At 71.3% G+C, this 26,576-nt stretch carries 25 protein-coding genes; 13 read left to right on the top strand and 12 right to left on the bottom strand.

The window, feature by feature from the left end; all coding sequences use genetic code 11:
- The first annotated feature begins 11 nt into the window (after nt 1-11).
- From RM788_RS16195 to RM788_RS16185, 3 genes are read left to right on the top strand one after another with little or no spacing between them, the layout of a single operon-like run.
- Nucleotides 12-1,388, top strand: coding sequence for a M16 family metallopeptidase (locus RM788_RS16195; protein WP_315934648.1), 1,377 nt, complete (start codon nt 12-14; stop codon nt 1,386-1,388).
- On the top strand, nt 1,385-2,155 hold the full coding sequence (gene dapB, locus RM788_RS16190) for a 4-hydroxy-tetrahydrodipicolinate reductase (RefSeq protein ID WP_315932501.1): 771 nt from the start codon (nt 1,385-1,387) through the stop codon (nt 2,153-2,155). The genes RM788_RS16195 and dapB overlap by 4 nt, the downstream gene beginning before the upstream one ends.
- Nucleotides 2,152-2,589, top strand: a complete 438-nt coding sequence (locus tag RM788_RS16185) for a tetratricopeptide repeat protein (protein ID WP_315932500.1) — start codon at nt 2,152-2,154, stop codon at nt 2,587-2,589. Before dapB ends, RM788_RS16185 begins: the two co-directional genes overlap by 4 nt.
- A 346-nt stretch (nt 2,590-2,935) precedes the next feature.
- On the opposite strand, the gene RM788_RS16180 is transcribed toward RM788_RS16185, so the two are convergent.
- The 3 genes from RM788_RS16180 to RM788_RS16170 form a co-directional block, all read right to left on the bottom strand.
- A complete protein-coding gene (locus RM788_RS16180) occupies nt 2,936-3,835 on the bottom strand; it encodes a helix-turn-helix domain-containing protein (RefSeq protein WP_315932499.1) in 900 nt (299 codons plus the stop codon).
- A gap of 102 nt (nt 3,836-3,937) precedes the next feature.
- Nucleotides 3,938-4,438: a hypothetical protein gene (locus RM788_RS16175; RefSeq protein WP_315932498.1), complete on the bottom strand. Its 501-nt coding sequence runs from the start codon at nt 4,436-4,438 to the stop codon at nt 3,938-3,940.
- A gap of 21 nt (nt 4,439-4,459) precedes the next feature.
- Complete coding sequence (locus RM788_RS16170; protein ID WP_315932497.1) at nt 4,460-5,014, bottom strand: GNAT family N-acetyltransferase; 555 nt, start codon at nt 5,012-5,014, stop codon at nt 4,460-4,462.
- 194 nt (nt 5,015-5,208) lie between these two features.
- Here RM788_RS16170 and RM788_RS16165 point away from each other — a divergent pair, with 194 nt between their 5' ends.
- Entirely contained in the window at nt 5,209-5,649 is a 441-nt protein-coding gene (locus RM788_RS16165; protein WP_315932496.1) for a Uma2 family endonuclease, read from the top strand.
- Here RM788_RS16165 and RM788_RS16160 read toward each other — a convergent pair whose 3' ends face one another.
- From RM788_RS16160 to RM788_RS16150, 3 genes are read right to left on the bottom strand one after another with little or no spacing between them, the layout of a single operon-like run.
- The gene (locus tag RM788_RS16160) at nt 5,650-6,303 is read right to left on the bottom strand and encodes a response regulator (protein ID WP_315932495.1); all 654 of its coding nucleotides are present in this window, start codon (nt 6,301-6,303) and stop codon (nt 5,650-5,652) included.
- Nucleotides 6,300-7,190 (bottom strand): sensor histidine kinase, encoded by an 891-nt coding sequence (locus RM788_RS16155; RefSeq protein ID WP_315932494.1) that lies wholly within the window; start codon nt 7,188-7,190, stop codon nt 6,300-6,302. Before RM788_RS16155 ends, RM788_RS16160 begins: the two co-directional genes overlap by 4 nt.
- Nucleotides 7,187-8,506, bottom strand: coding sequence for a serine hydrolase domain-containing protein (locus RM788_RS16150; RefSeq protein WP_315932493.1), 1,320 nt, complete (start codon nt 8,504-8,506; stop codon nt 7,187-7,189). Before RM788_RS16150 ends, RM788_RS16155 begins: the two co-directional genes overlap by 4 nt.
- Nucleotides 8,507-8,622: 116 nt before the next feature.
- Between RM788_RS16150 and RM788_RS16145 the strand changes: the two genes are divergently transcribed.
- Complete coding sequence (locus RM788_RS16145; RefSeq protein ID WP_315934647.1) at nt 8,623-9,825, top strand: winged helix-turn-helix domain-containing protein; 1,203 nt, start codon at nt 8,623-8,625, stop codon at nt 9,823-9,825.
- A gap of 77 nt (nt 9,826-9,902) precedes the next feature.
- On the opposite strand, the gene RM788_RS16140 is transcribed toward RM788_RS16145, so the two are convergent.
- Both RM788_RS16140 and RM788_RS16135 read right to left on the bottom strand, forming a co-directional pair.
- Entirely contained in the window at nt 9,903-10,793 is an 891-nt protein-coding gene (locus tag RM788_RS16140) for a DUF4097 family beta strand repeat-containing protein (protein ID WP_315932492.1), read from the bottom strand.
- A 14-nt stretch (nt 10,794-10,807) separates the two neighbouring features.
- The gene (locus RM788_RS16135) at nt 10,808-11,371 is read right to left on the bottom strand and encodes a toxin-antitoxin system HicB family antitoxin (protein ID WP_315932491.1); all 564 of its coding nucleotides are present in this window, start codon (nt 11,369-11,371) and stop codon (nt 10,808-10,810) included.
- 190 nt (nt 11,372-11,561) lie between these two features.
- On the opposite strand from RM788_RS16135, the gene thyX reads away from it, so the two are divergent.
- The 6 genes from thyX to RM788_RS16105 all read left to right on the top strand — a co-directional run bounded on the left by thyX (nt 11,562) and on the right by RM788_RS16105 (nt 17,613).
- Nucleotides 11,562-12,314 carry an FAD-dependent thymidylate synthase gene (gene thyX / locus RM788_RS16130; RefSeq protein ID WP_315932490.1) on the top strand — a complete coding sequence of 251 codons (753 nt, stop codon included), beginning with the start codon at nt 11,562-11,564 and terminating at the stop codon, nt 12,312-12,314.
- Nucleotides 12,315-12,320: 6 nt separating this feature from the next.
- Nucleotides 12,321-12,731 carry an ACT domain-containing protein gene (locus tag RM788_RS16125; RefSeq protein ID WP_315932489.1) on the top strand — a complete coding sequence of 137 codons (411 nt, stop codon included), beginning with the start codon at nt 12,321-12,323 and terminating at the stop codon, nt 12,729-12,731.
- Nucleotides 12,732-12,822: 91 nt separating this feature from the next.
- Nucleotides 12,823-14,268, top strand: coding sequence for a serine/threonine-protein kinase (locus RM788_RS16120; protein WP_315932488.1), 1,446 nt, complete (start codon nt 12,823-12,825; stop codon nt 14,266-14,268).
- Nucleotides 14,269-14,292: 24 nt separating this feature from the next.
- Complete coding sequence (locus tag RM788_RS16115; RefSeq protein WP_315932487.1) at nt 14,293-14,913, top strand: TIGR03085 family metal-binding protein; 621 nt, start codon at nt 14,293-14,295, stop codon at nt 14,911-14,913.
- A gap of 106 nt (nt 14,914-15,019) precedes the next feature.
- On the top strand, nt 15,020-15,937 hold the full coding sequence (gene dapA, locus RM788_RS16110) for a 4-hydroxy-tetrahydrodipicolinate synthase (protein ID WP_315932486.1): 918 nt from the start codon (nt 15,020-15,022) through the stop codon (nt 15,935-15,937).
- A complete protein-coding gene (locus tag RM788_RS16105; protein WP_315932485.1) occupies nt 15,934-17,613 on the top strand; it encodes a ribonuclease J in 1,680 nt (559 codons plus the stop codon). Before dapA ends, RM788_RS16105 begins: the two co-directional genes overlap by 4 nt.
- A 219-nt stretch (nt 17,614-17,832) precedes the next feature.
- On the opposite strand, the gene RM788_RS16100 is transcribed toward RM788_RS16105, so the two are convergent.
- The 3 genes from RM788_RS16100 to RM788_RS16090 all read right to left on the bottom strand — a co-directional run bounded on the left by RM788_RS16100 (nt 17,833) and on the right by RM788_RS16090 (nt 19,915).
- Complete coding sequence (locus tag RM788_RS16100; protein WP_315932484.1) at nt 17,833-18,510, bottom strand: TetR/AcrR family transcriptional regulator; 678 nt, start codon at nt 18,508-18,510, stop codon at nt 17,833-17,835.
- Nucleotides 18,507-19,175 (bottom strand): hypothetical protein, encoded by a 669-nt coding sequence (locus tag RM788_RS16095; protein ID WP_315932483.1) that lies wholly within the window; start codon nt 19,173-19,175, stop codon nt 18,507-18,509. Before RM788_RS16095 ends, RM788_RS16100 begins: the two co-directional genes overlap by 4 nt.
- Nucleotides 19,176-19,456: 281 nt before the next feature.
- Entirely contained in the window at nt 19,457-19,915 is a 459-nt protein-coding gene (locus tag RM788_RS16090) for a MarR family winged helix-turn-helix transcriptional regulator (protein ID WP_315932482.1), read from the bottom strand.
- Nucleotides 19,916-20,007: 92 nt separating this feature from the next.
- Between RM788_RS16090 and RM788_RS16085 the strand changes: the two genes are divergently transcribed.
- The gene (locus tag RM788_RS16085) at nt 20,008-23,079 is read left to right on the top strand and encodes an efflux RND transporter permease subunit (RefSeq protein WP_315932481.1); all 3,072 of its coding nucleotides are present in this window, start codon (nt 20,008-20,010) and stop codon (nt 23,077-23,079) included.
- Nucleotides 23,080-23,136: 57 nt separating this feature from the next.
- On the opposite strand, the gene RM788_RS16080 is transcribed toward RM788_RS16085, so the two are convergent.
- The gene (locus RM788_RS16080) at nt 23,137-23,991 is read right to left on the bottom strand and encodes a lysophospholipid acyltransferase family protein (RefSeq protein WP_399343694.1); all 855 of its coding nucleotides are present in this window, start codon (nt 23,989-23,991) and stop codon (nt 23,137-23,139) included.
- A gap of 108 nt (nt 23,992-24,099) precedes the next feature.
- Here RM788_RS16080 and RM788_RS16075 point away from each other — a divergent pair, with 108 nt between their 5' ends.
- On the top strand, nt 24,100-26,556 hold the full coding sequence (locus tag RM788_RS16075) for a DNA translocase FtsK (protein ID WP_315932479.1): 2,457 nt from the start codon (nt 24,100-24,102) through the stop codon (nt 26,554-26,556).
- The last annotated feature ends 20 nt before the right edge of the window (nt 26,557-26,576 follow it).

The following is a 26,576-nucleotide window of genomic DNA, read 5'->3' as shown; positions in this document are numbered from 1 at the left end:
CGATCAGCGACATGGCGGCGGCCGCGAGTGCTCCTGGCACTCGCGGCCGTCCGCGTCTGGCGACCCCCGGCCATCTCCAGAAGCCGGGGACGACGCGTCAGCTCGAGCCGTCGGTGCGCCGCAGCGTGCTGCCGTCAGGTCTGCGCGTGATCACCGAACAGATCCCCACGGTGCGTTCGGCGTCGGTCGGCCTGTGGGTGCAGGTCGGCTCGCGCGACGAGCGCCCCGAGGTCGCGGGCGCCGCGCACTACCTGGAACACCTGCTGTTCAAGGGAACCGCGAACCGCACCGCGGCGGCCATCGCCGAGGAGATCGACGCGGTCGGTGGTGAACTCAACGCGTTCACCGCGAAGGAGCACACCTGCTACTACGCGCACGTCATCGACGAGGACCTGCCGCTGGCGATGGACCTCGTCTCCGACGTCGTGTTCGAGGCGCTGTGCGAGGAACGCGACTTCGAGACCGAACGCGGAGTCGTGCTCGAAGAGATCGCGATGCGCGACGACGACCCCGAAGACCTGCTGCACGACGCGTTCTCCGAAGCCCTGATGGGCGGGCACGTCCTGGGCAAGCCGGTGCTCGGCACCGAGGAGTCCATCGGCGCGATGAGCCGCGACGCGCTGTTCACGTTCTACAAGCGCCGCTACACGCTGCCGAAGATGGTGCTCGCGGTCGCGGGCAACGTCGACCACAACCACGTGATGCGGTTGGCGCGCAAGGCTTTGGGCGACCGGCTGACGCGGCAGGGCACGCCGGTGGCACCGCGCGCCGGTCGTGCGCGGATCGCGTCGGGCCGCAAGCTCGTGCTCAACACCGACGACACCGAGCAGGCGCACCTGATGCTCGGCGTCCGAGCGCTGGACCGGCACGACGAGCGCAGGTTCGCGCTCAACGTGCTCAACGCGGCGCTCGGCGGCGGCATGAGTTCCCGGCTGTTCCAGGAGATCCGCGAACGCCGGGGCCTCGCCTACCAGGTGTACTCGTCGATCGGGTCGTACGCGGACACCGGCAGCCTGTCGGTCTACGCGGGCTGCCAGCCCGACCGGCTCGGCGACGTCGCGGGCGTGATCCGCGAAGTGCTGCTCCAGGTCGCCGACGAGGGCATGTCGGACGCGGAGGTGGCCCGCGGCAAGGGCCAGCTGCGCGGTGGGCTCGTGCTCGGGCTGGAGGACACCAGCTCGCGGATGTCCCGCATCGGCAAGGGGGAGCTGAACTACAGCGACTACCTGTCGGTGGACGACACCCTCGCGAAGATCGACGCGGTGACCTCGGAAGACGTGGCCGCACTGGCCAAGGAGCTGCTCCGACGTCCGGTCGCCGCCGCCGTCGTCGGCCCGTACGACCACGTTGAAGACCTGCCTTCCCAGGTGCACGAGGTGATCTCATGACCAAGCGCTCAGCATCCGACGGGCCCCTCCGGGTCGGTGTCATCGGCGCCAAGGGCCGGGTCGGCGCCGAGGTCTGCCTCGCCGTCGACGCGGCCGAGGACCTCGCCCTCGTCGCGACCGTGAACGAAGGTGACGCGCTGACGACCCTGTCCGACGCGCGCGCCGAGGTCGTCGTCGACTTCACCCACCCGGACGTCGTCATGGCCACGCTGGAGTTCTGCGTGGCCAACGACATCCACGCCGTCGTCGGCACCTCCGGCTTCGACGCGCCCAGGCTGGACACGCTGGCCGGGTGGCTCTCGGACAAGCCGGAGCTGGGGCTGCTCATCGCCCCGAACTTCGCCATCGGCGCCGTGCTGTCCATGCGCTTCGCCGAGATGGCCGCGAAGTACTACGAGTCCGTCGAGGTCATCGAACTCCACCACCCCCACAAGGCGGACGCCCCCTCGGGCACCGCCGCGCACACCGCGAGGCTCATCACCCAGGCCCGTGAAGCCGCTGGCCTGGCACCGGCGCCGGACGCCACCACCCAGGAGGCGGACGGAGCACGGGGCAACCTCGTGGGGGGCGTGCGGGTGCACTCGCTGCGCATCGCGGGCTTCATCGCCCACCAGGAGGTCGTGTTCGGCACCGAGGGCGAAACCCTCACGATTCGCCACGACTCCCTGGACCGCAAGTCCTTCATGCCGGGCGTGCTGCTCGCGGTCCGCTCCATCCTCGACCACCCCGGCCTGTCGGTGGGACTCGACAAGTACATGGACCTGTGAAGACCAGAACGGTCGCGCTGCTGCTCACCGCCGTCCTCGCGGTGTACTTCGTCATGCTCGGCGGCAAGGGCGTCCTGCTGATCACCACCGGCGACCCGGCCGCCGTCGGACTGGGGATCGGCGTCCTGATCCTGCCGCTCATCGGCATCTGGATCGCCTGGACGAACCTGCGATTCGGTCTGAAGACGGAAAAGATGGCCCGGCAGCTCGCCGACGAAGGCGAGCTGCCGGACACCACCTCCTTGCCCCGCAGGCCTTCCGGCCGCGTGGACCGCGACGCGGCGGACGCGTACTTCGAGGAACGCCGCGTGGAGACCGAGGCCGCCCCCGACGACTGGCGCTCCTGGTTCCGCCTCGCCCAGGCCTACGACCTCGCGGGCGACCGCGGCCGTGCCCGCGACACCATGCGCAAGGCGATCCAGCTGTACCCGTAGCGGGTCCGGGATGGTTGGCACGTGGCCAACTCCTGTTCGCGGGAGGGTTGTCGGCCGTCTCCGCGACGACCCGCGAGCCCGTGGTCCACGGCCGCACCACGCGCACGACGCTTGTTGCGCCACCTGCAAAAAACGCCGCAAGTTCAACTGCCGCAACACGACCGGAACGAACTCCATCCGGCCTTCACTCTTTTGCGACTTGGTTTGTCCGGTCGACAGTTAATACCGTAACGGTGTTCACTTTCGATCCGAGAGGCACACCGTGGGCACCCGAGTGCGGCTGGCGGTCGCGTTCCTGGTCATCATCACGGCTCTGTGGGCGTCGGTCGCGATGACCTGACCCCGGTCAGCTCCACGGCACCTGGCCGTGGTCGTCGGCGTGGTCGTAGACGTTGGCCCAGTGCGTGAAGACGTCGCGGGACTGCTCGGCGCTCAACGCGAGCGCGTCGAGCACGCCCTGCTTCTCCTCGTGGAACTCGATGGCGCGCTCCTCCTCCATGAACACCGTGGTGAGGTCGGATTCCGTGCACGCCACGGGTTTCGCGTTGCGGCTGAACGTCATCAGCGTCGACGGGTACCGCAGCGCGGGGTGGCCCTGCGCGGAGAACGGGACGACGCGCAGGCGCAGGTGCGTCCACCCGCACATGAACGCCAGCCGCATCATCTGGTCGTGCATGACCCTTGAACCGCCGATCCTGAGCCGCAGGGCCGTTTCGTGGATGTAGAAGGTGGACACCGGCGGTTCGCCGCCGCACAGGAACTCCTGCCGGTCCATCCGCACCCGCACCTGCTCGTCGACGTCCTCGGCGTGGACGGACTTCGTCATCTCCAGCAGCGCGCGGGTGTAGCCCATGGACTGCAACAGGCCGGGGATCACCATGGTGTCGTAGCTGGTGATCGTCAACGCCGAGCGCTGGTGCAGCACCAGGCTGAGCAGGCCGTCCGACGACGTGCCCGCGTGCCGCCGCACGAAGAACCCGACGTCGGGTTCCTGGGCGAGGCGCATGACGCGTTCGCGGGTCGCCTTGTCCGCGCCGCACTTGCCGAGGAAGGTGCCGATCTCCCAGTCGCTGGTGCCCCGCCAGCCCTTCTCCAGCTTGCTCAGCTTCGCCGTCGACCACTCCAGTTCCTCGCAGAACCTGGTGCCGCGGATGCCCGCTCGCTTGCGGGCCCGCCGGAGTTCCTCGCCGAGCTCCCGGCTCTGCGCGGTGGTGAAGCGCGCAGGCGGCTTGTCATCCGTCTCCATGACGCTGGAAGGTAGTGCCCGTGCGGGGTGGAATCGACTGCCACGCAAGGGATTCCGCCCCAAGGGAGTACAAACGGGGGGTCGTTGACCGAAGGTCCGCGGTCAGTGCACCCAGCCCGCCATCAACGCGGGCGACGCGGCCAGCATCGTGAACCGGGCGAACCGACCGATCGTCCCGGTCGCCACGAACAGCGCCGTCGACATGCCCGCCAGACCGGCCAGCACGGTGGTGAACATGAACGGCGGCAGGCCGACCACCGAGCTGAGCGCGTGCGTGCCGAACATCCAGTGCGGATGGCGGTGGCAGCGGTCGCGCACGGCCTCCAGGCGGGCCTTCCACTTCAGCCGGAACGGCGAACTCTGCTTCGCGGGCTTCTCCTTGCGCTTCAGGAACGCGGGCAGGTGCAGCGAACCGCGCGCGGCGAAGAAGTAGACCAGCTTGCCCAGCACCTGCCCGGACGCCACCGCGGCACCGATCCACCAGCACGAGATGGTGGGTTGCTGGGTCACGAGGCCGAGGACGAACAGTTCGATGCTGACCAGGGGGAGGATCGCCGAGCCGACCGCGACGCCGAACGTCAGGCACAACCAGGTGACGACCACCCGACCGAGGATAGCCGTGGTTCAGGGGCGCAGGAGTAGGGCCAACCCCCCTGTCATCCGGATTTCGCGCAGTGGACGCCCACCCGCGTCCAGCGTCCGCACCGTCCCGTCGGCCGCCCAGCCGACCCGTTCGTAGAACGACTTCGTCGCCCGGTCCGCCTCCGGCACCCACGCCACCGCCCGCGACGCGCCCTGGTCCCGCAACGCGTGCGCGGCCGTCGCGATCAGCCTGCCACCGTGCCCGCGCCGCCCCCATCGGGGCTCCACCAGCAACGTGCTGACCAGCGCCGTCGTCTCGAAATCGGCAGGCATCGACCCGTCCGCGCCCGCCACCTCCTGGTCCGGCGCCGACCCCGCGACCACGAACCCCACGACCCACGCGCCCTCGGTCGCCAGGAACACGTGCGCGTGCTCCACCGCGTCCGCCCACGCCTGCTCGGCCTCGGCGGCGTCGAACGACTCGAACACCGCGGGCGGCAGCAGTTCGGCGTAGGCCGTGCGCCAGGTGGCGAGGTGGATGCGGGCGATCTCCGCGACGTCTTCGGGCTGTGCGGGGCGCACCGCGGCATCGGCCATGGGGGAAATCTAGTGCCGGTACCGGCGCGGGGCCCGAGTGGGTCGGGTGCAGGGGAGGGGGTGGTGGTGGGGAATTGCCGGTATCGGCGGTTAGCGTTGTCGCATGATCGTCGAGCAGCTGTCCAGGACATCACCGTGCTGGTGAGCGGCTACGGCCCGGTGCGGTGAGGAGCCACGGCGGGGAGGGGGCGGGCATGTTCGACGATTCGCCGCAGGCGGTGCACGGTGGACGGACTTCCGCAGACGTCCACGCACTTCCCGAGGGCTGCCGGGTGGAGGTGCTCGACGGGACTCCCATCGTGAAACCGAGGCCGATGCCCATCCACCGGAGGGTGGTCCGCAGGCTCGCCGCCCGTGTGGAGGCCCGACTGCCACAACTGTGGCAGCTGGAGACCGGCATCGACGTGGTGCTCGCGGAAGACCCGCTGGTCTACATGTCCCCGGACATCGTGGTGTTCGGGGTGGGGACACCGCTGGACACCGGGCCGATCCACGGCGAGGCGGTCCTGCTCGCGATCGATGTGTTGCTGAAGGGAAGGCGTCGCGACGAGCACGAGTCCAAGCGCACCGCCTACGCCGCGGCAGGGGTTCCGCACTACTGGCGCGTCGAGGTCGATCTGCGCGCGTTGGACTGATCAGTCCGCCACCAGCCCCGCCTCGTGGGCGAGCACTGCCGCCTGGACGCGGTTGCGGACGGAGAGGCGGTCCATCAGGGAGGTCATGTACGCCTTGACGGTGCCCTCGACGAGGTGGAGGCGGCGGGCGATCTCGGCGTTGGACATCCCGGTGCCGACGAGGGCGAGGACGTCGCGTTCGCGGCTGGTCAGGGTGGCCACCCGGGTGCGGGCGGTGGTCGCGCGGGTGAGTCTGCCGCCGCTCAGCTCGGTGATGACGTGCCGGGCCACGCGGGGGGAGAGGTACGCGGCGCCGTCGGCGACGGCGTGGACGCCCGCGAGGAGTTCGCGCGGGTCGCCCGCCTTGAGCAGGAAGCCGCTGGCGCCGCCGCCGAGCGCCCGCGCGATGTAGGCGTCCTCGCTGAACGTGGTCAGGATGAGGACCCCCGTGCCCGGCACGAGGCGGTGGATCTCGTCGGCCGCGTCCAGGCCGTCGAGGACGGGCATCTGCACGTCCAGCAGCACCACGTCGGGGCGGTGGGCGATGGTCAGGTCGACGGCCTCGCGGCCGTTGGCGGCCTCGGCGACGACGTCGACGGCCGGGTCCGTGCCCAGGAGCGCGCGGACGCCGGCGCGGATCAGGGCCTCGTCGTCGGCCAGCAGCACGCGGATCACTCGGCGTCCCTCCGCATCGTGGCGGTCACGGCGAACCCGCCGTCCGGACGGGGCGCCGCCTCCAGGGTGCCGCCCGCGAGCCGGACCCGTTCGGCGAGGCCGGTCAGGCCGTGGCCGCCCGCGCCGGGGCCGGGGGAGGCGGACGGGCCGTTGACCACGCTGACGACCAGTTCGGTCGGCGTGCGCCGGAAGCGGACCTCGACCGGGGCGCCGGGGGCGTGCTTGGCGGCGTTCGTGAGCGATTCCTGCACGACCCGGTACGCCGTGCGCGAGTCGGTCGGCCCGCCGGTCAGCCGCACGGCCATCCCGGACGCCACGGCGCGGCCCACCAGCGCCTCGACGTCCTCGGTGCCGTCGCGCAGCAGGCCGATGATCTCGCGCAGCCGCTCGGTGGCCTCACCCGTGCTGGCGCGCAGCTCGCCGATCGCGGCCCGGTGCGGCTCGGCGAGGTCCGGGGACAGCTCCAGCGCGCCCGCGCGCAGCGCGATCAGGGTCAGCTCGTGGCCCAGCGAGTCGTGCATGTCCCGCGCGATGCGGGTGCGCTCCCGTTGCCGGGCCTGCCGCACGTCCTGCCGCAGCCGCTCCGCCAGCGCGAGGTGCTGGCGGCGGTAGCGCCCGGCGAACCACGGCAGCAGCACGGTGCCAGCCAGCCCGACCGGCGCCTCGGCCCAGTTCCACGGCTCCCGCGCCAGCGCCGCCGTGCACACCGCGCCCGCCACCGCCGCGAACACCAGCGGCCGCACGCCGTCGATCCGGCGGCCCACCAGGTAGCCCGGCGCGAGCAGCACCACGCCGAGCAGCACCCTGGCGGGCGGAACGGCGCCCGCCGTCACGGCCAGGGTGTTCCACACCGCCACCGGCACCACCGCGACCAGCAGCAGGATCACCGGGACAACGCTACAAGCCGGGCGGTGGCGGTCGCCGTGCCCGCCAGCGCGAGCACGGCCAGCAGCACCACGATCGGCAGCGACACGTACACGAGCTGCGGCCACGTCACCGTGCGCCCGTTGGACAGGAACCCCACGAACGCCGGGTACCCGAGCAGCGGCACGACGGCCAGCAGGTGCGGCACCAGCCGCCACGGGGTGCGCTTCCGGCCCGCGCGAAGCACCCCGCGCACGCCCAGCGCGGCCACGGCGAGCGTGGCCAGCCCGAGCCCGAGGTCGGTCGGCCACAGGGGCAGGCCGCTGTCGGGCGAACGGCCCTCGGACAGTGCGATCAGCGACTCCACCAGCTCGTACGCCGAGTCCAGCAGCGCCGTGCTGTTGGTCATCACGGCGAACCCGTACCCGGTCTCCGGCACGATGACCTGCGCGGCGGTGTAGGTGAACAGGTTGCCGCTGTGGCTGAGCCGCTCGTGGCCCTGCTCCGGCACCTCCACGCCCCAGCCCATCGCGTACTCGCCCGTGGGCGGTGTGTGCATGGTCCGCAGGCTTTCCGCGGACACGACCCGGGGGCCGCGTCCCTGTTGCGCGATGAGCCACCGGGCCATGTCGTCGGCGCTGCTGATGACCAGGTCGCCCTCGAAGGACGGCAGCTCGGGGCGGGCGAACCACAGGCCGTAGGCGCGGACGTACCCGTCGGCCACCCGGTCGTGTGACCACATGCCCAGCGGAGTCAGCACGTGGTCGCGGAGGTAGTCGTCGAACGCCTGCCCGCCCGCCACCTCGACGAGTCGCGCCGCGACGCCGTAGTTCGGGTTGTGGTAGTGGAAACTCCGGCCCGGATCGTCGGCGAGCGTCGCGGTGTCGAGCACGCCCACCAGGTCCCGCAAGGACTTCGCCTCCCACGTGCGCGGGATGTCGGTCGTCGCGTCGGCCAGGCCCGAGGTCTGGTTCAGCAGGTGCCGCACGGTGATCCGCTCCGCGCGCGGGTCGGCGGGGTGGAACTCGGGCAGCTGGTCGGCCACGGGCGCGTCCAGCGCGATCCGGCCCGCGTCGACCAGGGTCATCACGGCCATGGCGACGAACGACTTGCTCACCGACGCCAGCCGCATCGGCGTGGCCGCGGTCAGCGGAGCCCCGGTGGAGTCGTGGCCGTACCCCTTGGCGAGCACGACCCGGTCGTCCTTCGTGACCGCGACGGACAGCCCCGGCAGGTCCACGTCGGCGGCCATCCGGTCGATCGCGGCGGCGTCGAGCGCCGGGGTGGGAGCGGGGGCGAGGACCGTCGCGAAGACGGCCGCAACCAGGAGCCTGATCATGGTTCGAGCCTAGGAATGCCTGGTCAGCACCGGTAATGGACGAAGGGGAGGAGTCGCTACCGACCTTCGTCGACTTTTCTGTCGGTGCTCGGTGGGAGTATCCGGGCGTGCAGAAGATGAACGCGGACGTGGCCCGTCGGATCGCGCTGGCGGCACAGGGCTTCGCCGACGCCCGACCCGCCTCGCCGCCCGGCCGGAGGCACCTCCAGCGCGTGCTGTCGAGGGTGCAGCTGATCCAGCTCGACTCCGTCAACGTGGCGGTCCGCGCCCACTACATGCCGCTGTTCAGCAGGCTCGGGTCGTACCCGGCGGAGCTGGTCGACGACGCCGCCTGGTCGCACTCGGCGCGCAAGCCCCGGATGCTGGTCGAGTACTGGGCGCACGAGGCCAGCCTGGTGCCGGTCGAGGACTGGCCGCTGCTGCACTCGGGCGCGAAGAAGCTGGGGTGGTGGACCAACTACCAGCCCATCGCCGACCGGGCGCCGGAGCTGGTCGAGGGCGTGCTGCGGGTGGTGCGGGAGCAGGGGCCGATCGGCGCGGGGGCGATCGAACGCGAACTGCTGGGTGAGGGGCCGAAGTCGACCGGGCCGTGGTGGGGGCGGTCGGAGGTGAAGCGGCTGTGCGAGTACCTGTTCGGGCTGGGGGAGCTGACCACCGGCACCCGCAAGAGCTTCGAGCGGCTGTACGACCTGCCCGAGCGGGTCATCCCGGCGGACGTGATGGCGCGGAAGGTCGACGCGGAGGAGGGGGCGCGGCAGCTGATCACGCGGTCGGCGATCGCGATGGGGGTGGCCACGGAGCCCGACCTGCGGGACTACTACCGGCTGGCGCCGCGGGCCAGCCAGCGGGCGGTGGCCGAACTGGTGGAGTCCGGGGTGCTGGAGCCGGTGGAGGTGGCCGGGTGGGGTGCGCCCGCTTATCGGCACGTCGAGGCGCGGGTGCCGCGCAGGATCCAGGGGAGGGCGCTGCTGTGCCCGTTCGACCCGCTGGTGTGGGAGCGGGCGCGGACGGAGCGGATCTTCGGGTTCCGCTACCGCATCGAGATCTACGTGCCGGAGGAGAAGAGGGTCCACGGGTACTACGTGTTCCCGTTCCTGCTGGACGGGGAGCTGGTGGCACGGGTGGACCTGAAGGCCGATCGCGCCGCCGGGGTGCTGCGGGTGCAGTCGGCGTTCGCCGAGCCGGGGCGCGACCACGGGCGGGTGGCCGTCGAGCTGGCCGCGGAACTGCGCCACATGGCCGAGTGGCTGGGGTTGGACGACGTGGTGGTGATGCCGAAGGGCGACCTGGCGGGCGCGCTCGCGGCGGTGGTGCGCTGAGCCGGCCCGACCGGGGGTCGGCGTGGAGCAGCGGCGCGCGCATCGGGGGTGCGCACGCCGCTGGTCGGTGGTCCTGGTCAGCTGGTGGAGGTGGTGACCAGCACGTCCCCGCTGCCGGTGCGACCGGTGACGAAGAGGGCAGGCGCGTTCTCCGCCGGGGGCTGCGACGAGACCTCCAGTTCGCTGCGGGCCTTGCCGGAGCGGGAGGAGACGTCGATCTGGGCCTGGACGCCCGAGCGGATGCCGACGCGGATCTCGCCGCTGCCGGTGGCCAGCTGGATGCGTCCGGAGGCGGCGTCGGCGACGGTGACGTCACCGCTGCCGGTGCGGATCTGCACGTCGTTCTGGACCGCGCCCAGCCAGACGTCGCCGGTGCCGGTGTAGAGGATGGTGTTGCCCCCGATGGAGGACACCTCCACGTCGCCGCTGCCGGTCTTGGCCCGCAGTCCCGCGAGCATCGGGCCGAGGCGGAGGTCGCCGGAGCCGGAGTTGACCTCGGCGGCGGCGTCGGCGCGGTCCGCGGTGATGTCACCGCTGCCGGTGGTGACGTCGAGCCTGCCCGCGGCGCCGGTGACGGAGACGTCGGCGGAGCCGGTCTTGCTGCTGATGTGCGAACCGGAAGGGGCGCGCACGACCACGTTGAGCGGCACCGCCCGCAGCGGCAGCACCTTGGAGGACTGCACCTTCAGCCGCGAGCCGATGAGGTCGATCCGCGCGTCGCGGATGGCCTCGGCGGGACCGGTCTCCTGCTTGGGGCCGCTGCCGAACTGGTCGTTCACCCAGCTGAGCAGGCCGCTGAGACCCGCGGTCCACGCCTCCCCGGCCGACGGGTCGTAGCGGACCTCCACGTGCACGCCGGGCTCGTCGACCAGGTGCACCTGCACGCGGCCGGAGATCAACGCGATGTCGATCTCCACGGCCCCCTCGACGTCGAAGCTCTGCTGCCGGACGACATCTGACTCGGTCATCTCCACGTCTCCCCTTAGCCCTGAACCCAGCCGCGGACCTGCGACTTGCCGCCGCCGCCCTTGGTGTCTTCCCGCTCCGGCCCCTTGGCCGACTCCTGCTGCCCCCACGGACCGCCCTGCCCCCACGGGCCCTTGCCGCGCCCGCCCTTGCTCAGCGCGCCCTGGACGGCCTGGGCCACGAAGGTGTTGAGCGACACGCCCTGCGAGGAGGCGGCCTGCTCGGCCTTCGCCTTCAGCTCGTCGAGCAGTCGCAGCGTGATGCGGCTGATGTCACCCGTGGCGTCACCGAACGAGCGCGGGGGGACTTCCTCGGGCTCCGGTTCGCTGTCGTGGTGGGTGGGGCCGGTGACGACCACCTGCACGTCCCGGCCATCCAGCCGGACCTCGACCACGCGGTCGTCCAGCGAGGCCGTGACCTCGGCCGCCAGGTCGGACAGGGCGTTCATGATGGCCAGCCTCGCGGCTGGTTCCAGCGCGCCGGACAACGCGGCGGCCGTGCGTCGGGTGTTGTCGTCCCCGGCGGACGCGGCGGTCGCGAGGTCCTCGCGCAGCGATGCGATGTACGGCGAGAGATCCATGACACCACTATGACGTCATCAGTGATGTCAGTCAAGGGAGTGGTGGTGTCAGCACTCGGTCATCGTGGTGTCAGAGGGCGGCGGTATGCGCTCACTCACAAGTGCGCCTCGCGCGGCGTATGCTGTCGGGCTGCCCTACGCGCGCGGGATAGTCTGCTCGGCGTAACAGGCAGCTTCGAGAGAGGTAGTTGTGACCGAGACGGTGTCGCCCAAGGTGCAGTTGATCGCGAAGACGGAGTTCATCCCGCCCGCGGATGTCCCCTGGTCCACGGACACCGACGGCGGTGAGGCGCTGGCCGAGTTCGCCGGCCGCGCGTGCTACCAGTCGTGGAAGAAGCCGAACCCGGCGACGGCCACGAACGAGAGCTACCTCCGGCACATCCTCGAGGTCGGCCACCTGTCCGTGCTGGAGCACGGCTCGGTGACCTTCTACATCACCGGCATCTCCCGCTCGCTGACCCACGAGCTGATCCGGCACCGGCACTTCTCCTACTCGCAGCTCTCGCAGCGCTACGTGCCCGAGCGCGACGCGGCGATGGTGGAGCCCGAGGTCATCGCCTCGGACCCCGAGCTGCACGCCCGCTTCCAGGCCGCCGCCGAGGCCAGCGTGGCCGCGTACGCGGACCTGCTGGAGGGCCTGGAGAAGAAGTTCGCCGACGTGCCCAGCGCGACCCTGCGCCGCAAGCAGGCCCGGCAGGCCGCCCGCTCGGTGCTCCCCAACGCGACCGAGACCCGCATCGTCGTCACCGGCAACTACCGCGCGTGGCGGCACTTCATCGCGATGCGCGCCTCCGAGCACGCCGACGTGGAGATCCGCGACCTGGCCGTGGAGTGCCTGCGGCAGTTGCAGAAGGCCGCGCCCAACGCGTTCGCCGACTTCGCCATCTCGGCGCTGCCGGACGGCAGCGAGGTCGCCTCCAGCCCCCTCGTCAGCGAAGGCTGAGGCGCCGTGAGGCGGTTGGTCGTCGACGTCCTGCCCGGTGACTACAGCGTCGCCCGGCTGGCCCCCGACGCGCCCGTCCCCGACGGCCTGCTGGACGCGCCCGGCCTGGTCTCGGTGACCAGGACCCCGGACGAGCTGTCGATCGTGTGCCCGAGCGCGGTCGCGCCGGTGGACGAGAGCACCAAGGGCGGCTGGCGGCTGCTCACGGTGCGCGGGCCGCTGGAGTTCACGCTGACCGGGATCATGGCCGCGCTGTCCGGGGAGCTGGCGGCGGCGGGCGTGAGCCTGTTCGCGCTGTCCACCTACGACACCGACCACCTGCTGGTGGAGGACGGCGACCTGGCCCGCGCGGTCCGCGCGCTCAGCGAGGCCGGGCACCAGGTCGAGCAGCAACATCCGGCCGGTTCGGACCGATAAGGCAACAAGTCACGAAACCGTGAAACCCGACGGCCTCCCGGAGGGTCTCAGCTAGGGTCCGGCTGGGCCATTCGGTGAGGGAGTTGCGTCGGTGACGGGACAGCAAGGTGTGTCCGCGCAACCGCGGGTCATCGCGGGTAGGTACACCCTGCTCGTCGAACTGGGCCGCGGTGGCATGGGCGTGGTGTGGCGAGCGCAGGACAACGTCATCGGCAGGCACGTCGCCATCAAGGAGCTGCACCTCCCGGACGGCGTTCCGACCGAGGAGCGGCACGTCCTGGAGGAGCGGGTGCTCCGGGAGGCGCGCGCGGCGGGCAGGCTGAACGACCCCGCGGTCGTGACGGTGTTCGACGTGGTCGTCGAGAACCGGATGACCTACATCGTGATGGAGCTGGTCGAGGCGGCGACGCTGTCGACCCTCATCAGCAGGCAGGGGCCGATGCCGCCCGAACGGGTGTCGTCGATGGCGCAGCAGCTGCTGTCCGCGCTGGAGGCCGCGCACGCGGCGGGCATCGTGCACCGCGACGTGAAGCCCGGCAACATCATGGTCCGCCCCGACGGCCGGGTGAAGCTGACCGACTTCGGCATCGCCCAGGCCGTGGACGACCCGCGCCTGACCACCAGCGGCAGCCTCATCGGCTCCCCGGCGTACATGGCGCCCGAGCGCATCCACGGCCACGAGGCCTCGCCCGCCTCCGACCTGTGGGCGCTGGGCGCGACCCTCTGCTACGCCATCGAGGGCGTGAGCCCGTACGAGCGCGCCTCCACGGCGTCGACGCTGAACGCGATCATGAACGAGGTGCCCCGGCTGACCAGGGCGCACGGCGTGCTCGCCGCGGTGATCACCGGGCTGCTGATGCCCGACCCGAACGCCCGGCTCAACGGCCCGCAGGCGCGCGCCATGCTCGAACGGCAGGCCGCCAACCCGACCCCGCCGCACGGGTTCGCGCCCACGCAGTCGTCGACCATGCACTACCCGAACGCCCAGCGGCCGAAGTTCGGCAAGGCCCGCCGCATCGCCGTGGTCGCGGCCGCCGTGGTCGCCGCCGCCGCGGTGTTCACGGGCGGGATCTACGCGCACAAGTGGTTCACCACCCCGTCGGCGGGGGCCACCGCGGTGAAGACGCTGACCTACGGCGAGAACGGCGACGTCCCGGTGTTCGAGCTGTACGACGGCTACTGCGCCGACGGCAAGTTCGCGCCCGCCGCGCAGCTCGCCAGCGGCAACGTGGTCGGCGAGTGCGACGGCCACGATCTCCAGGTCTACACCGACAGCTCCACGCTGGGCGACGGGGCGACGGTCAAGTACCCCGGCGTCGAGGCGCTGACCACCTACGCCGAGAGCTACTGCGGCATCTTCTTCGACTCGAACCGGATCGCGTACTCGGACAAGAGCCTGCTCAAGCACGGTGCGCTGGTGCCGACGGAGAAGACGTGGAAACCGGACAAGGGCACCGGCAAGCACGGCGTCTTCTGCCTCGTGTGGCGCGCCGACGGCAAGAAGCTGGAGAAGTCGGTCGTGGTCAAGGATCCGTGATCACCCAGGAGTAGCGTTCCACCCATGGGTCTGGCACGCGATGAGCGCGAGAAGCTGAGCGATCTGTTCGTACAGGTGGGGCCGGACGCGCCGACGTTGTGCTCGCCGTGGACGACGAAGGACCTGGCCGCGCACCTCGTCGTGCGCGAACACCGCCTCGACGCCCTGCCCGGTATCCGGGTGAAGGCGCTCGCGGGGCACACGAAGAAGGTCCAGGACTCCTTCGCGGCGAGGCCGTGGACGGAACTGGTCGACCTGGTCCGCCAGGGCCCGCCGATCTACTCGCCGTTCCGGCTGGCCGACGAGCCCGCCAACTCCGGCGAGTTCTTCATCCACCACGAGGACGTCCGGCGCGCCCAGGAGGGCTGGGAGCCGCGCCCGCCGGACCCGGTGCGCGACGCCAAGCTGTGGAAGGCGCTGGGCTTCACCTCGAAGTTCGCCTACCGCGGCAGCCCCGTCGGCCTGGTGTTCCGCAGGCCCGACGGCCAGTCGATCACGGTCAAGCAGGGGGCGGCCCCGGTCGTCGTGACCGGCGAGCCCGGCGAGCTGGTGCTGCTCGCGTCGGGCCGCAAGGCCGTGCGGGTCGAGTTCGACGGCGCCCCGGAGGCCGTGGCGGCCGTGCGGGGGCTCGACACCGGGCTGTAGGAAGCCGCCCCGGTGCTCAGCGCCGGGTGAAGTCGATCACGCGGTGCGACCGTCCGCATCCACCTCGGTGGGTGCGGGTACCCGCATTGCAGGTAGCGTTTGCCCCATGACCGGATGCCCGACCGCCTCACCCGGCCGCCCTTTCGGCCGCGTGCTCACCGCCATGGTGACCCCGTTCGACGCCCACGGGGCAGTCGACCTGGACAAGGCGCAGCAGCTCGCCAAACACCTGGTCGAGCTGGGCAACGACGGTCTCGTGATCAACGGCACCACGGGCGAGAGCCCCACGACCGACGAGGCGGAGAAGGCCGACCTGATCCGCGCCGTCGTCGAGGCGGTCGGTGACCGCGCGACCGTCGTCAGCGGCGCCGGCTCGTACGACACCGCCCACAGCGTGCGCGCGGCCCAGCAGGCCGAGGCCGCGGGCGCGCACGGTCTGCTCGTGGTCACGCCGTACTACTCGCGGCCCACGCAGCGCGGTCTCGTCGCGCACTTCTCCGCGGTCGCCGACGCGGTCGGCCTCCCCGTGATGCTGTACGACATCCCGCCGCGCACCATCGTGCCCATCGAGGTCGCCACCCTCCAGGAGTTGGCCGCCCACCCGCGCATCGTCGCCGTGAAGGACGCCAAGGGCGACCTGCTCGCGGGGCAGCGCGTGATGGCGACGACGGAACTGGCGTACTACTCGGGTGACGACCCGTTGAACCTGCCGTGGCTCTCGGTCGGCGCCGTCGGCGTGGTGAGCGTGATCGGCCACCTCGCCGCGGACCGCATTCGTTCGATGATCGACGCTTTCGAAGCGGGCGACGTGGCGGGAGCACGGGCGATCAGCCACGGCCTCCTGCCGTTGCTCCAGCCCTTCACCCGGATGCCCGGTGTCACCTACGCGAAGGCGGGGCTGCGGCTGCGCGGTGTCGACGTGGGCGAACCGAGGCTGCCGTTGGTGCCATCCACGCCGGACGAGATCGGGTCCATCTCCGCCGATCTCGCAGCCGCCGCCATTTCCCTTGGGGTTTCTGCATGAACGTGCCCACCAAGACTCCGCCCGCGCTGCCCGAGGGCGGTCTTCGGATCGTCGCCCTCGGCGGCATCGGCGAGGTCGGCCGCAACATGACCGTGTTCGAGTACGCCGGGCGGCTGCTCGTCGTCGACTGCGGTGTGCTCTTCCCGGAGGACGACCAGCCGGGCGTCGACCTGATCCTCCCGGACTTCCGGGCCATCGAGGACCGCCTGGACGAGATCGACGCGCTGGTGCTGACGCACGGCCACGAGGACCACATCGGCGCCGTGCCGTTCCTCCTCAAGCTGCGCCCCGACCTGCCGGTCGTCGGCTCCCGCTTCACCCTGGCGCTGCTCACCGCGAAGTGCCGCGAGCACCGCCAGGTGCCGAAGGTGGTCGAGGTCAAGGAGGGTGAACTCCGCTCCTACGGCCCGTTCGACCTGGAGTTCTTCGCCGTCAACCACTCCATCCCGGACGCGCTCGCGGTCGCCATCCGCACGCCCGCGGGCCTGGTGCTGCACACCGGCGACATCAAGCTCGACCAGCTGCCGCTCGACGGCAGGCTCACCGACCTCGCGGGCTTCTCCCGCCTCGGTGACGAGGGCGTCGACCTGTTCCTGGTCGACTCCACCAACGCCGAGGTCCCCGGTTTCGTCGTGCCCGAGCGCGAGATCGGCCCGGTGCTCGACAACGTCATCCGCAAGGCCCGGCAGCGCGTCATCGTGGCCTGCTTCGCCAGCCACGTGCACCGCGTCCAGCAGGTGCTCGACGTGGCCGTGGAGCACGGCAGGCGGGTCGCGCTCGTGGGCCGGTCGATGGTCCGCAACATGGGCATCGCCGCCGAGTTGGGCCTGCTGAAGGTGCCGAACGGCCTGTTCGTCGACCTCGACGAGGCCATGCGGCTGCCGGAGAACCAGGTGCTGTTCGTGTCCACCGGCTCCCAGGGCGAGCCGCTGTCGGCGCTGTCCAGGATGGCCCGCGGCGAGCACCGGCAGATCTCCATCCAGGCGGGCGACACCATCGTGCTCGCCAGCTCGCTCATCCCCGGCAACGAGAACGCCGTGTTCGGCGTCGTGAACGGCCTCGCCCGGCTGGGTGCGAACGTCGTGCACCAGGGCAACGCCAAGGTCCACGTCTCGGGCCACTCGCCCGCCGGTGAGCTGCTGTTCCTCTACAACGCGGTCCGCCCCAGCAACGTGATGCCCGTGCACGGCGAGTGGCGGCACCTGCGCGCCAACGCCGCGCTGGCCGTCAGCACCGGTGTCGACCCGAAGCACGTCGTGATCGCCGAGGACGGTGTCGTGGTCGACATGGTCGACGGCAAGGCCGCCGTGTCCGGTCGGGTCGTCGTCGGGCACGTGTACGTGGACGGCCTGTCCGTCGGCGACGTCGGCGAGTCGACCCTGTCGGACCGCCTGGTGCTGGGCGAGGGCGGGTTCATCTCCATCAGCGTCGCCATCGACAGCAACAGCGGGCGGGCGGTCTCGCCCCCCACGGTGTCCGGTCGCGGATTCTCCGACGACCCGAAAGCCCTGGACCAGGCCGTCGCGCTGGTCGAGATGGAGCTGTCGCGGTCCGAGGCCGAGGGGATCACCGACACCCACCGCATCGCGCAGTCCGTGCGCCGGGTCGTGGGGCGCTGGGTCGCCGAGACCTATCGGCGCAGGCCGATGATCGTGCCGACGATCATCGCCGTGTGACCGACTGGGGCTGCCTGAGGGCGGCCCCAGTTCTGTTTCCGCGACCCCTCGGTTTCAGCGCCCACCGAAACCGTCGTACCCCCGGCGTAGCGTTCACGTCGGGGGGCCTTCACGTCCGGGGGACCCCTCGCGGTCGTGACCGGGTGTCCCCTAACCGGGTGTCCCCTAACCGGGTGTCCCCTGACCGGGTGTCCCAGGCTGGATGTCCAGGGCTGGGTGTCACGGCTGGGTGGTCGCCTTGCGGACGCGCGACCGCAGCGCCCGCCGGGCCAGCGGTCCGAGTTCCTCGACCACCTCCACCAGCGCGCCGAGCTGGTCGAGCGCCTCCAGCGCACTGCCGCCGCCCTCGGCGTCGACCCCTTCGTACAGCTCCAGCCCGATGAACGCGGCGGACACGGCCCGGCTGAGGCTCGGCGGGTCGACCAGGTCCGACAGGGGCGAGTCGCGCAGCAGCCGGGTCAGGACCGCCTCGATCTCCGCCACCCACAGGTTCAGGCTGTCCGCGGTGACCTTGCCGAGCACCGGATCGGTCTGCCCGGCGGCCAGCAGTTGCGCCAGCACGGCGATGTTGCCCTCGGCCCGTTCCGCGGTGTGGATGTCCCGGCCGGCCGCGAGCAGGTCCCGCAGCGAGCCGACGGTGGCGAACCGGTCCCGGTAGCGGGCGACCCGGCGTTCGGTCGTGCGGCGGCAGGCCTCGGCGAGCAGGCCGTCCATGCCCTCGAAGTGGTAGAAGATCAACGCCTGGTTGACGCCCGCCGCCGCCGCGATGGTCCGCGCCGAGGTGCCCGCGATGCCGTGGGACCGCAGGGTGTCGATCGTGCTGTCGATCAGCCGGTCGCGGGTGTCGGCCCGGCCGCTCGGCCGCCGCCGGGTCGGCTTGGGTTCCGGGTCGCTCATGGTCGCCGGTCTACCAGACACCACCTCGCGGTGAGCACCGCGCCCGTTCCGGCGAGGGCCGTGGCCATGACGGTGACGATCCCGGCGTTCATCCCGGTGGTGACCCACAGGGCGAAGGCCCCGGTCACCAGCATGGCGAACGCCGTCAGCCACACCTGGGCGGACCGCAGGGAGATCGGCGCCCGTGCCGCGCGCAGGAGCAGGGCGGCGGGGACCAGCACCGCCGCCGCCACCACGGCCGGGACCAGCCCGTAGGCGGCTCCGAAGAGCAGGAGCCAGATCAGCATGAGGCCGGCGCCCGGCGCGCTGTCCCAGTCGAACTCCGGCCACGCCTGGACCGCCGCGATCAGGACGACGCTCACCGCCGTCACCTGGGCGAACCGCTTGCCGGGAGGTGAGCGGCGGTCGGTGACCGCGGCCAGGCGCCAGCCGATCATCGCCACCAGCACCAGGGGGAGGCCGACGGCGGTGACCTGGGAGGGGAGGGAGATGTCGTGCGCGCCGAAGAGGGCGGCCAGGCAGGCGACGACCATCCCGCCGACGGCTCCCACCCCCAGGGCCGCGGCGGTGAGCCGCAGTGCGAGCGGCACCGGGTGCGTGGCGATGAGGGACCAGCGCAGGGGTGGGGCGTCGTCGGTCCGGCTTTCGCCGCTGGTGAGGCTCATGCGACTTCTCCTCGTTCAGTTGATTTGAGCGGTCGCTCAAATCAACCGTAGCGCTAGTTGAGCGATCGCTCAACGGAGTGCGCGTGGAGATCCGGAGCACAGTCGTTCGGAGCAGGGGTCGCCGAAGCGCGCCGACACGGGGGTTGTGTGGAAGGGCTTGAGGGGGCCGCCGAAGCGCGCCGACACGGGGGTCGTGCGGGGGTTGTGCAGAAGGGCTGGCGGGGGTCGTGCGGGGGGTCGCCGAAACGCGCCGACACGGGGGTCGTGCGGGGGAGGAGCGGCTACTCCGCGGAGCCCGCCTCGGCCTCGGCGGCCTCGGTCAGCCTGCCCACGATCCGGTTCAGCGCCACCAGGTCCTCGGTGTCCAGGGTCTCCAGCAGACCGCGGAAGTGGTTCGTGCCCGCGGCTTCGAGTTTCGCCACGAGGGCGCGGCCGCTTTCGGTAGGCTCCACCAGTCGGACACGGCGGTCCTGGGGGTCTTCCCGTCGTCCGACCAGCCCCTGCGCCGCCAGGCGGTCGACGAGTCCGGTGACGGTCGCGGGCCCGACGCCGAGCCCGCGGGTCAACTCCTGGCTGGAGCGCGCTTCGCCCATGGACAGCATCAGCAGCACCTTGAGCTGCTGCATGGTGAGGTTGACCTGCAACAACGGGTTGCTGTAGGTGGACGCGACGTGTCGCTGCAACTGCTTCTGAGCCTGCACGACCTGGTCGACCAGCCGATCCTTTTCCGCGTCCCGCACCGGGTGAAGGTAACAGCCTCACCCATATGCGTTAATCTTTTGCCTCACACTAAATGTCAGTCCCAGGCTAAACGTCTAGCTGGAGTCGCCGCATGACCTCGTTGGCCAGACTGAGCCTCGCCAACCGCGCCCTGGTGGCGCTGGTGGCGATCATCGCCACCGCGTTCGGGATCTACGCGATCCCGTCGCTCAAGCAGGAACTGCTGCCCTCCCTGGAGTTCCCGGCCGCCGTCGTGGTCGCGCCGTTCGCGGGCGCCAACCCCGAGCTGGTCGAGGAGCAGGTCGCGAAGCCGATCGAGAACGCCGTGCGCGGGGTCGCCGGGGTCACGGACGTGACGTCGACCTCGCGGGACGGTTCGGCGACCGTGCAGGTCCAGTTCGACTTCGGGCTGCCCGCCGCGGACGTCGTGAACGACCTCCAGCAGGCGCTGACCCGCATCCGCGCGCAGCTGCCCGAAGGCGTCGACCCGCAGGTCATCGCGGGCAGCACGGACAACCTGCCCGCGGTCGTCCTCGCCGTCAGCGCGGACTCCGACCAGCGCGACCTCGCGGACCGGGTGACCAAGTCCGTCGTGCCGGAACTCCAGGCGATGGAGGGTGTCCGCGAGGCCGCGGTGACCGGTGCGCGCAAGCAGAACATCACCATCACGCCGGACCCGGCGAAGCTCGCCGCGGCCAAGGTGACGCCGACGGCGATTCCGGAAGCGTTGCGCTCCAACGGGATCTCGATCCCGGCGGGCACGCTGACCGAGGCCGACAAGAGCCTGAGCGTGCAGGTCGGCGGCAAGCTGTCCACTTTGGACGAGGTCCGCGAGCTGCGCGTCTCCGGCGCCCGCCTCGGCGACGTCGCCGCCGTCGAACAGGTGCCCGCGCCCGCCACGTCGATCACCCGCACCAACGGCAAGGACAGCCTCGGCATCTCGATGACGCTGGCGCCGGACGGCAACGCCGTCGCGCTGTCGCACGCCGTGCGGGACAAGCTGCCGCAGCTCGCCGCCACCCTCGGGTCCGGTGCCGCGCTGACGATCGTGTTCGACCAGGCGCCGTTCGTGGAGAAGTCCATCGAGGGCCTCACCTCGGAAGGCGCGCTCGGCCTGCTGTTCGCCGTGCTGGTGATCCTGATCTTCCTGTTCTCGGTGCGCTCCACCCTGGTCACGGCGGTGTCGATCCCGCTGTCCGTGCTGGTCGCGCTGATCGCGCTGTGGATCGGCGACTACTCGCTCAACGTCCTCACCCTCGGCGGTCTGACGATCGCCATCGGCCGGGTCGTGGACGACTCGATCGTGGTGCTGGAGAACATCAAACGACATCTCTCCTACGGCGAGGACAAGCGGCGCGCGGTGCTCGACGGCGTGCGCGAGGTCGCGGGCGCGGTGACGGCGTCGACGTTGACGACCGTCGCGGTGTTCCTGCCGATCGCGGTCGTCGGCGGTCTGATCGGCCAGCTGTTCTCCGCGTTCGCCATCACCGTCACCGTCGCGCTGGTCGCGTCGCTGCTGGTGTCGCTGACCGTGATCCCGGTGCTGGCGTTCTGGTTCCTCAAGCCCGGCAAGGACGACGGGCCCGAGGCGGCCGAGCGCGAGCGCAACAACGTCCTCCAGCGCGTCTACGTGCCGATCCTGCGGTTCGCCACGCGCAGGCGGCTGGTCACCGTGCTCATCGCGGTGGTGGTGTTCATCGGCACGCTCGGGCTGGTCCCGTTGCTGCAGACCAACTTCATCGACTCCTCGGGCCAGAACACGTTGAGCCTCAAGCAGGAGATGCCGGTCGGCACGAGCCTCGCTGCCACCGACGCGGCGGCCAAGAAGGTCGAGGCGGTGCTCGGCGACCTCGACGCCGTCGAGACCTACCAGGTCACCATCGGTTCGCAGCAGGGCTTCGCGGCGTTCGGCGGCGGGGGCAACTCGTCCACGGCATCGTTCTCGATCACCTTGAAGGAGGACACCGACACGCCCGCCGTGGAGGCGGACCTCCGCAAGCGCGCCGAGGAGCTGACCGACGCCGGTGACATCACCGTCGGCGCGGGCGGCGGCGGTGGCGGCTTCAACGCCAACACCGTGGCCGTGTCCGTCACGGCATCGGACCCGGACGTGCTGCGCACGGCGTCCGACCAGGTCCGCGAGGCCGTGCAGGGCACGTCCGGGCTCACCGACGTGACCAGTGACCTCGGCGACAGCGCCCCGCGCGTCCAGGTCACGCTCAACCGCGCCGCGGCCGGTCCGCTCGGGCTCACCGACGCGGCCGTCGGCCAGCTGGTGGCGCAGGCGTTCCGCGGCACCACGATCACGCAGCTCACCATCGGCGGCGAGTTGCAGGACGTCGTGCTGCGCGGCGGCCCGGCCCCCACCGACCTGGAGCAGGTCAAGGGCCTGCCGCTGGCGGGCGGGCTCAAGCTCGGCGACGTCGCCACCGTGGCGCAGGTCGACGGCCCGGTGCAGATCAAGCGGGTCGACGGCGACCGCAGCGCGTCGGTGTCGGCCACCGCGACCGACCAGAACATCGGCGCGGTCACGGCGGAGCTGCAGAAGAAGCTCGACGCCCTCACCCTGCCCTCCGGCGCCGCGTTCAGCATCGGCGGCGTCAGCGCCGACCAGCAGGACGCCTTCGGCGACCTGGGACTCGCGCTGCTGGTGGCGATCGCGATCGTGTTCCTGATCATGGTGGTCACGTTCCGCAGCCTCATCCAGCCGCTGATCCTGCTGGTGTCAATCCCGTTCGCGGCCACCGGCGCCATCGTGCTGCTGCTGGCGACGGACACCGCGTTGGGCGTGCCCGCGCTGATCGGCGTGCTGATGCTCGTCGGCATCGTGGTGACCAACGCGATCGTGCTGATGGACCTGATCAACCAGTACCGGGCGCAGGGGATGGGCATCCAGGAGGCGGTGATCGAGGGCGGCAGGCGCAGGCTGCGGCCGATCCTGATGACCGCCGCCGCGACCATCTTCGCGTTGGCGCCCATGGCTTTGGGCATCACCGGCAGCGGCGGGTTCATCTCGCAGCCGCTCGCCGTCGTGGTGATCGGCGGCCTGGTCAGCTCGACCCTGCTGACCCTGGTGCTGGTGCCGACGCTCTACACGATGGTTGAGAACACCAAGGACCGCTTCGGCCGCAAGAAGGCGGTCGAGGCGGACGAACCGGAGCGGGAACTGGTGCCCAGCCAGTGATCCCGTAGTACTGGAACGGCCTCGTCCCCGGCACCAGGGGGCGAGGCCGTTCGTCGTCTACGCGCCGATCTCGCCGGGTGGACCGATCAGTGCGCGCCACGGGCTGCTGCCGGTCGTCGGGCGGGTCGGGTCGTGGAACTTCGGCAGGTCGGGTTCGTCGGGGCGCAGCGGGACCAGGCCGGTGGTGATGGCGGTCATGATGCGCTCGTGCGCCCGGCGCGCGTCGCCCGCCTTGCCGTCCTCGAGGTCCGCCAGGTCCACGGGGGAGCCGAAGTGGACCTTCAGCGCGGGACGGGTCCGGATGGAGCGCAGCCAGGACGTCAGGTAGGGCAGGAAGTCGCGCCAACCGGTCGGGTGCAGGTTGCCCCAGTGCATGGCCTCGTGCGCGCCCCACTGGCTGACCGGGACGACGACCGCGCCGCTGCTGAGCGCGATCCGCGCGACGCCGGTCTTCGCGCGTTCCGGCCACATGCCGGGATCGAGGGAGATGCGGCCCTCGGGGTACACGGCGATCGGGTCGCCGCCGCGCTGGAGGGCCTCGACGCTGCGCTGCATGGCCTCGCCGGCGTTGGCCGAGCGGCGGTCGACGCGCAGGTGGCCGGACCCCTTGAACAGCGGGCCGACCACGGGTGCGTCGAGCAGACCGCCCGCGAGCATGAACCGGGGAGCGACGTGGATGCGGCGGCAGGCCGCGACCAGCACGAGCGGGTCGAGGTTGCCGATGTGGTTGGACGCGAGCAGCAGGGGACGGCCGCGCAGGGACGCCGGGATGTCGCCGGTGACTTCGAGCCGTCCGGTCAAGCCGACGACGACGCGGTTGACCTTGATCAGCGCGCGCCACAGAAGGGGGGTGGACACGGCGGGGAGAGTACGGCGTGTCGACGGTTCGGCGTCGGCGTTCCGGGCAACCATGAGGCTGGACCTCTTCATGCCCGCTCGGGTGTGCGGCCTCCGGTGACCGGGCTGGTACCGGTGTGACCGGAGTGACTGGTGTGACGAAAAGGAATACGGTAGGACGCTATGGCGGGCCGGACTGGGACCTCGGGCAAGGGCACGACACGTGGCAAGACCGGGTCGAAGCCCCGGACGAGCGCGCCGCGGCCACGTGCCAAAACCGCGGCTCGCAAGGCGCCTGCCCGCAGGCCCGCGCGCGGGCGCACGTCGTCCGGGCTGGGGCTGGGCCTCGGCAGCGCGTGGCGACTGGTGGGCCGGGGTGTCGGGGGTGTCGTCCGCACCATGGGGCGCACCAAGGACCTCGACCCGGCGCACCGCCGTGACGGCCTCGGGCTGCTCCTCATCGCGCTGGCCGTGATCACCGCCGCCGGTGTGTGGTGGCGGGCGGGCGGCCCGGTGGGGGCGTGGGTCGACGTCGCCGTCCGCAGCTGCGTCGGCAACGCGGCGATCATCACCCCGCTGGTCCTGCTGGTGATCGGCGTCGTCCTGATGCGCAGCGACCCGCAGCCGGAGTCGCGGCCGCGCATGGTGATCGGCGGTCTGCTCGTCGGCATCGCCGCGCTCGGCCTCCTGCACCTGCTGGGCGGTCTGCCGACCGAACCCGTCGACCGGCGCACGGCCGGTGGCGCGCTCGGCTACCTCTCGGGCGGCTTCCTCGCCCAGGGGCTGACGGAGTGGGTCGCGGCGCCGCTGCTGATCCTCGTGGGCCTCTACGGCGTGCTGGTGCTCTGGGGCAAGTCCGTGCGCGACGTGCTGGACGGGCTGCGCCCCGGCGACGACGTCGAGGAGTTCGACGCCGACGAGGACCTCGACGACCTCCCCGAGGAGGGCAAGACCGTCAAGCTGCGCAGGCCCGCGCGCAAGCGCACCGCCGTCGTCCGGGACGACCAGCCCGAGTTGCCGCTGGACGAGGAAGAAGAGGACGAGACCCCGGTCCCGCCGCCTCGCCGCGCTCCCGCCGCGCAGGTCAAGGAACGGGCGCCGGTCGTCGAGAAGGCGCCCAAGGAACCGCTGGTGTCACGGGCGGTCGAGGGCGACTACAAGCTGCCGCCGCCGACGGTCCTCAAGGACGGCGACGCGCCGAAGACCCGCAGCAAGGCCAACGACCTCATGATCGAGGCCATCTCCGGTGTGCTGGACCAGTTCTCGATCGACGCGCACGTCACCGGCTTCACCCGCGGCCCCACGGTCACCCGCTACGAGGTGGAGCTCGGGCCGGGCGTGAAGGTCGAGAAGATCACCGCGCTGACCAAGAACATCGCCTACGCCGTCGCCACCGACAACGTCCGGCTGCTCGCCCCGATCCCCGGCAAGTCCGCCGTCGGCATCGAGGTGCCCAACAGCGACCGCGAGATGGTGCGGCTGGGTGACGTCCTGCGCGCGCCCAGCACGGTCAAGGACAACCACCCGATGCTCATCGGGCTGGGCAAGGACATCGAGGGCAACTTCGTCACGGCGAACCTCACGAAGATGCCCCACCTGCTGGTGGCGGGGTCGACGGGTTCCGGCAAGTCGAGCTTCGTGAACTCGATGCTCGTGTCGCTGCTGGCGCGGGCGACGCCCGACGAGGTCCGGATGATCCTGATCGACCCGAAGATGGTCGAGCTGACACCGTACGAGGGCATCCCGCACCTGATCACGCCCATCATCACCCAGCCGAAGAAGGCGGCCGCCGCGCTGACCTGGCTGGTGGAGGAGATGGAGCAGCGCTACCAGGACATGCAGGTGAACCGGGTGCGGCACATCGACGACTTCAACCGGAAGGTGAAGTCCGGCGAGATCACCGCCCCGCCCGGCAGCGAACGCGTCTACCGGCCGTACCCGTACATCATGGCGATCGTCGACGAGCTGGCCGACCTGATGATGACCGCGCCGCGCGACGTCGAGGACGCGATCGTCCGCATCACCCAGAAGGCCCGTGCGGCGGGCATCCACCTCGTGCTCGCCACGCAGCGGCCGTCGGTGGACGTGGTGACCGGCCTGATCAAGACGAACGTGCCGTCGCGGCTGGCGTTCGCCACGTCGTCGCTGACCGACTCGCGGGTCATCCTGGACCAGCCGGGCGCGGAGAAGCTGATCGGCATGGGCGACGCGCTCTACCTGCCGATGGGCGCCTCGAAGTCGGTGCGCGTGCAGGGCGCGTTCGTCGCCGACGAGGAGATCGCCGAGATCGTCGACTTCGTCAAGAACCAGGCGCAGCCGGAGTACACCGACGGCGTCACGGCGGCGAAGGCCGGTGAGAAGAAGGAGATCGACGCCGACATCGGTGACGACCTCGACGTGCTGATCCAGGCGACCGAGCTGATCGTCACGTCCCAGTTCGGTTCCACGTCGATGCTCCAGCGCAAGCTGCGGGTCGGTTTCGCCAAGGCGGGCAGGCTCATGGACCTGCTGGAGACGCGCGGCGTGGTCGGCCCGTCGGAGGGCTCGAAGGCCCGCGAGGTGCTGATCAAGCCGGACGAGCTGGACTCGGTGCTGTACCTGATGCGCGGCGGCGACGGCCCCGGACCGGACGAGGACTGACCGGTGCGGGGAGGACCTCC

The organism is Umezawaea sp. Da 62-37, assembly GCF_032460545.1.
Taxonomy (GTDB): Bacteria; Actinomycetota; Actinomycetes; order Mycobacteriales; family Pseudonocardiaceae; genus Umezawaea.
The sequence above is the reverse complement of the archived record's forward strand: the minus strand, read 5'-3'. Positions and strand labels throughout refer to the sequence as shown.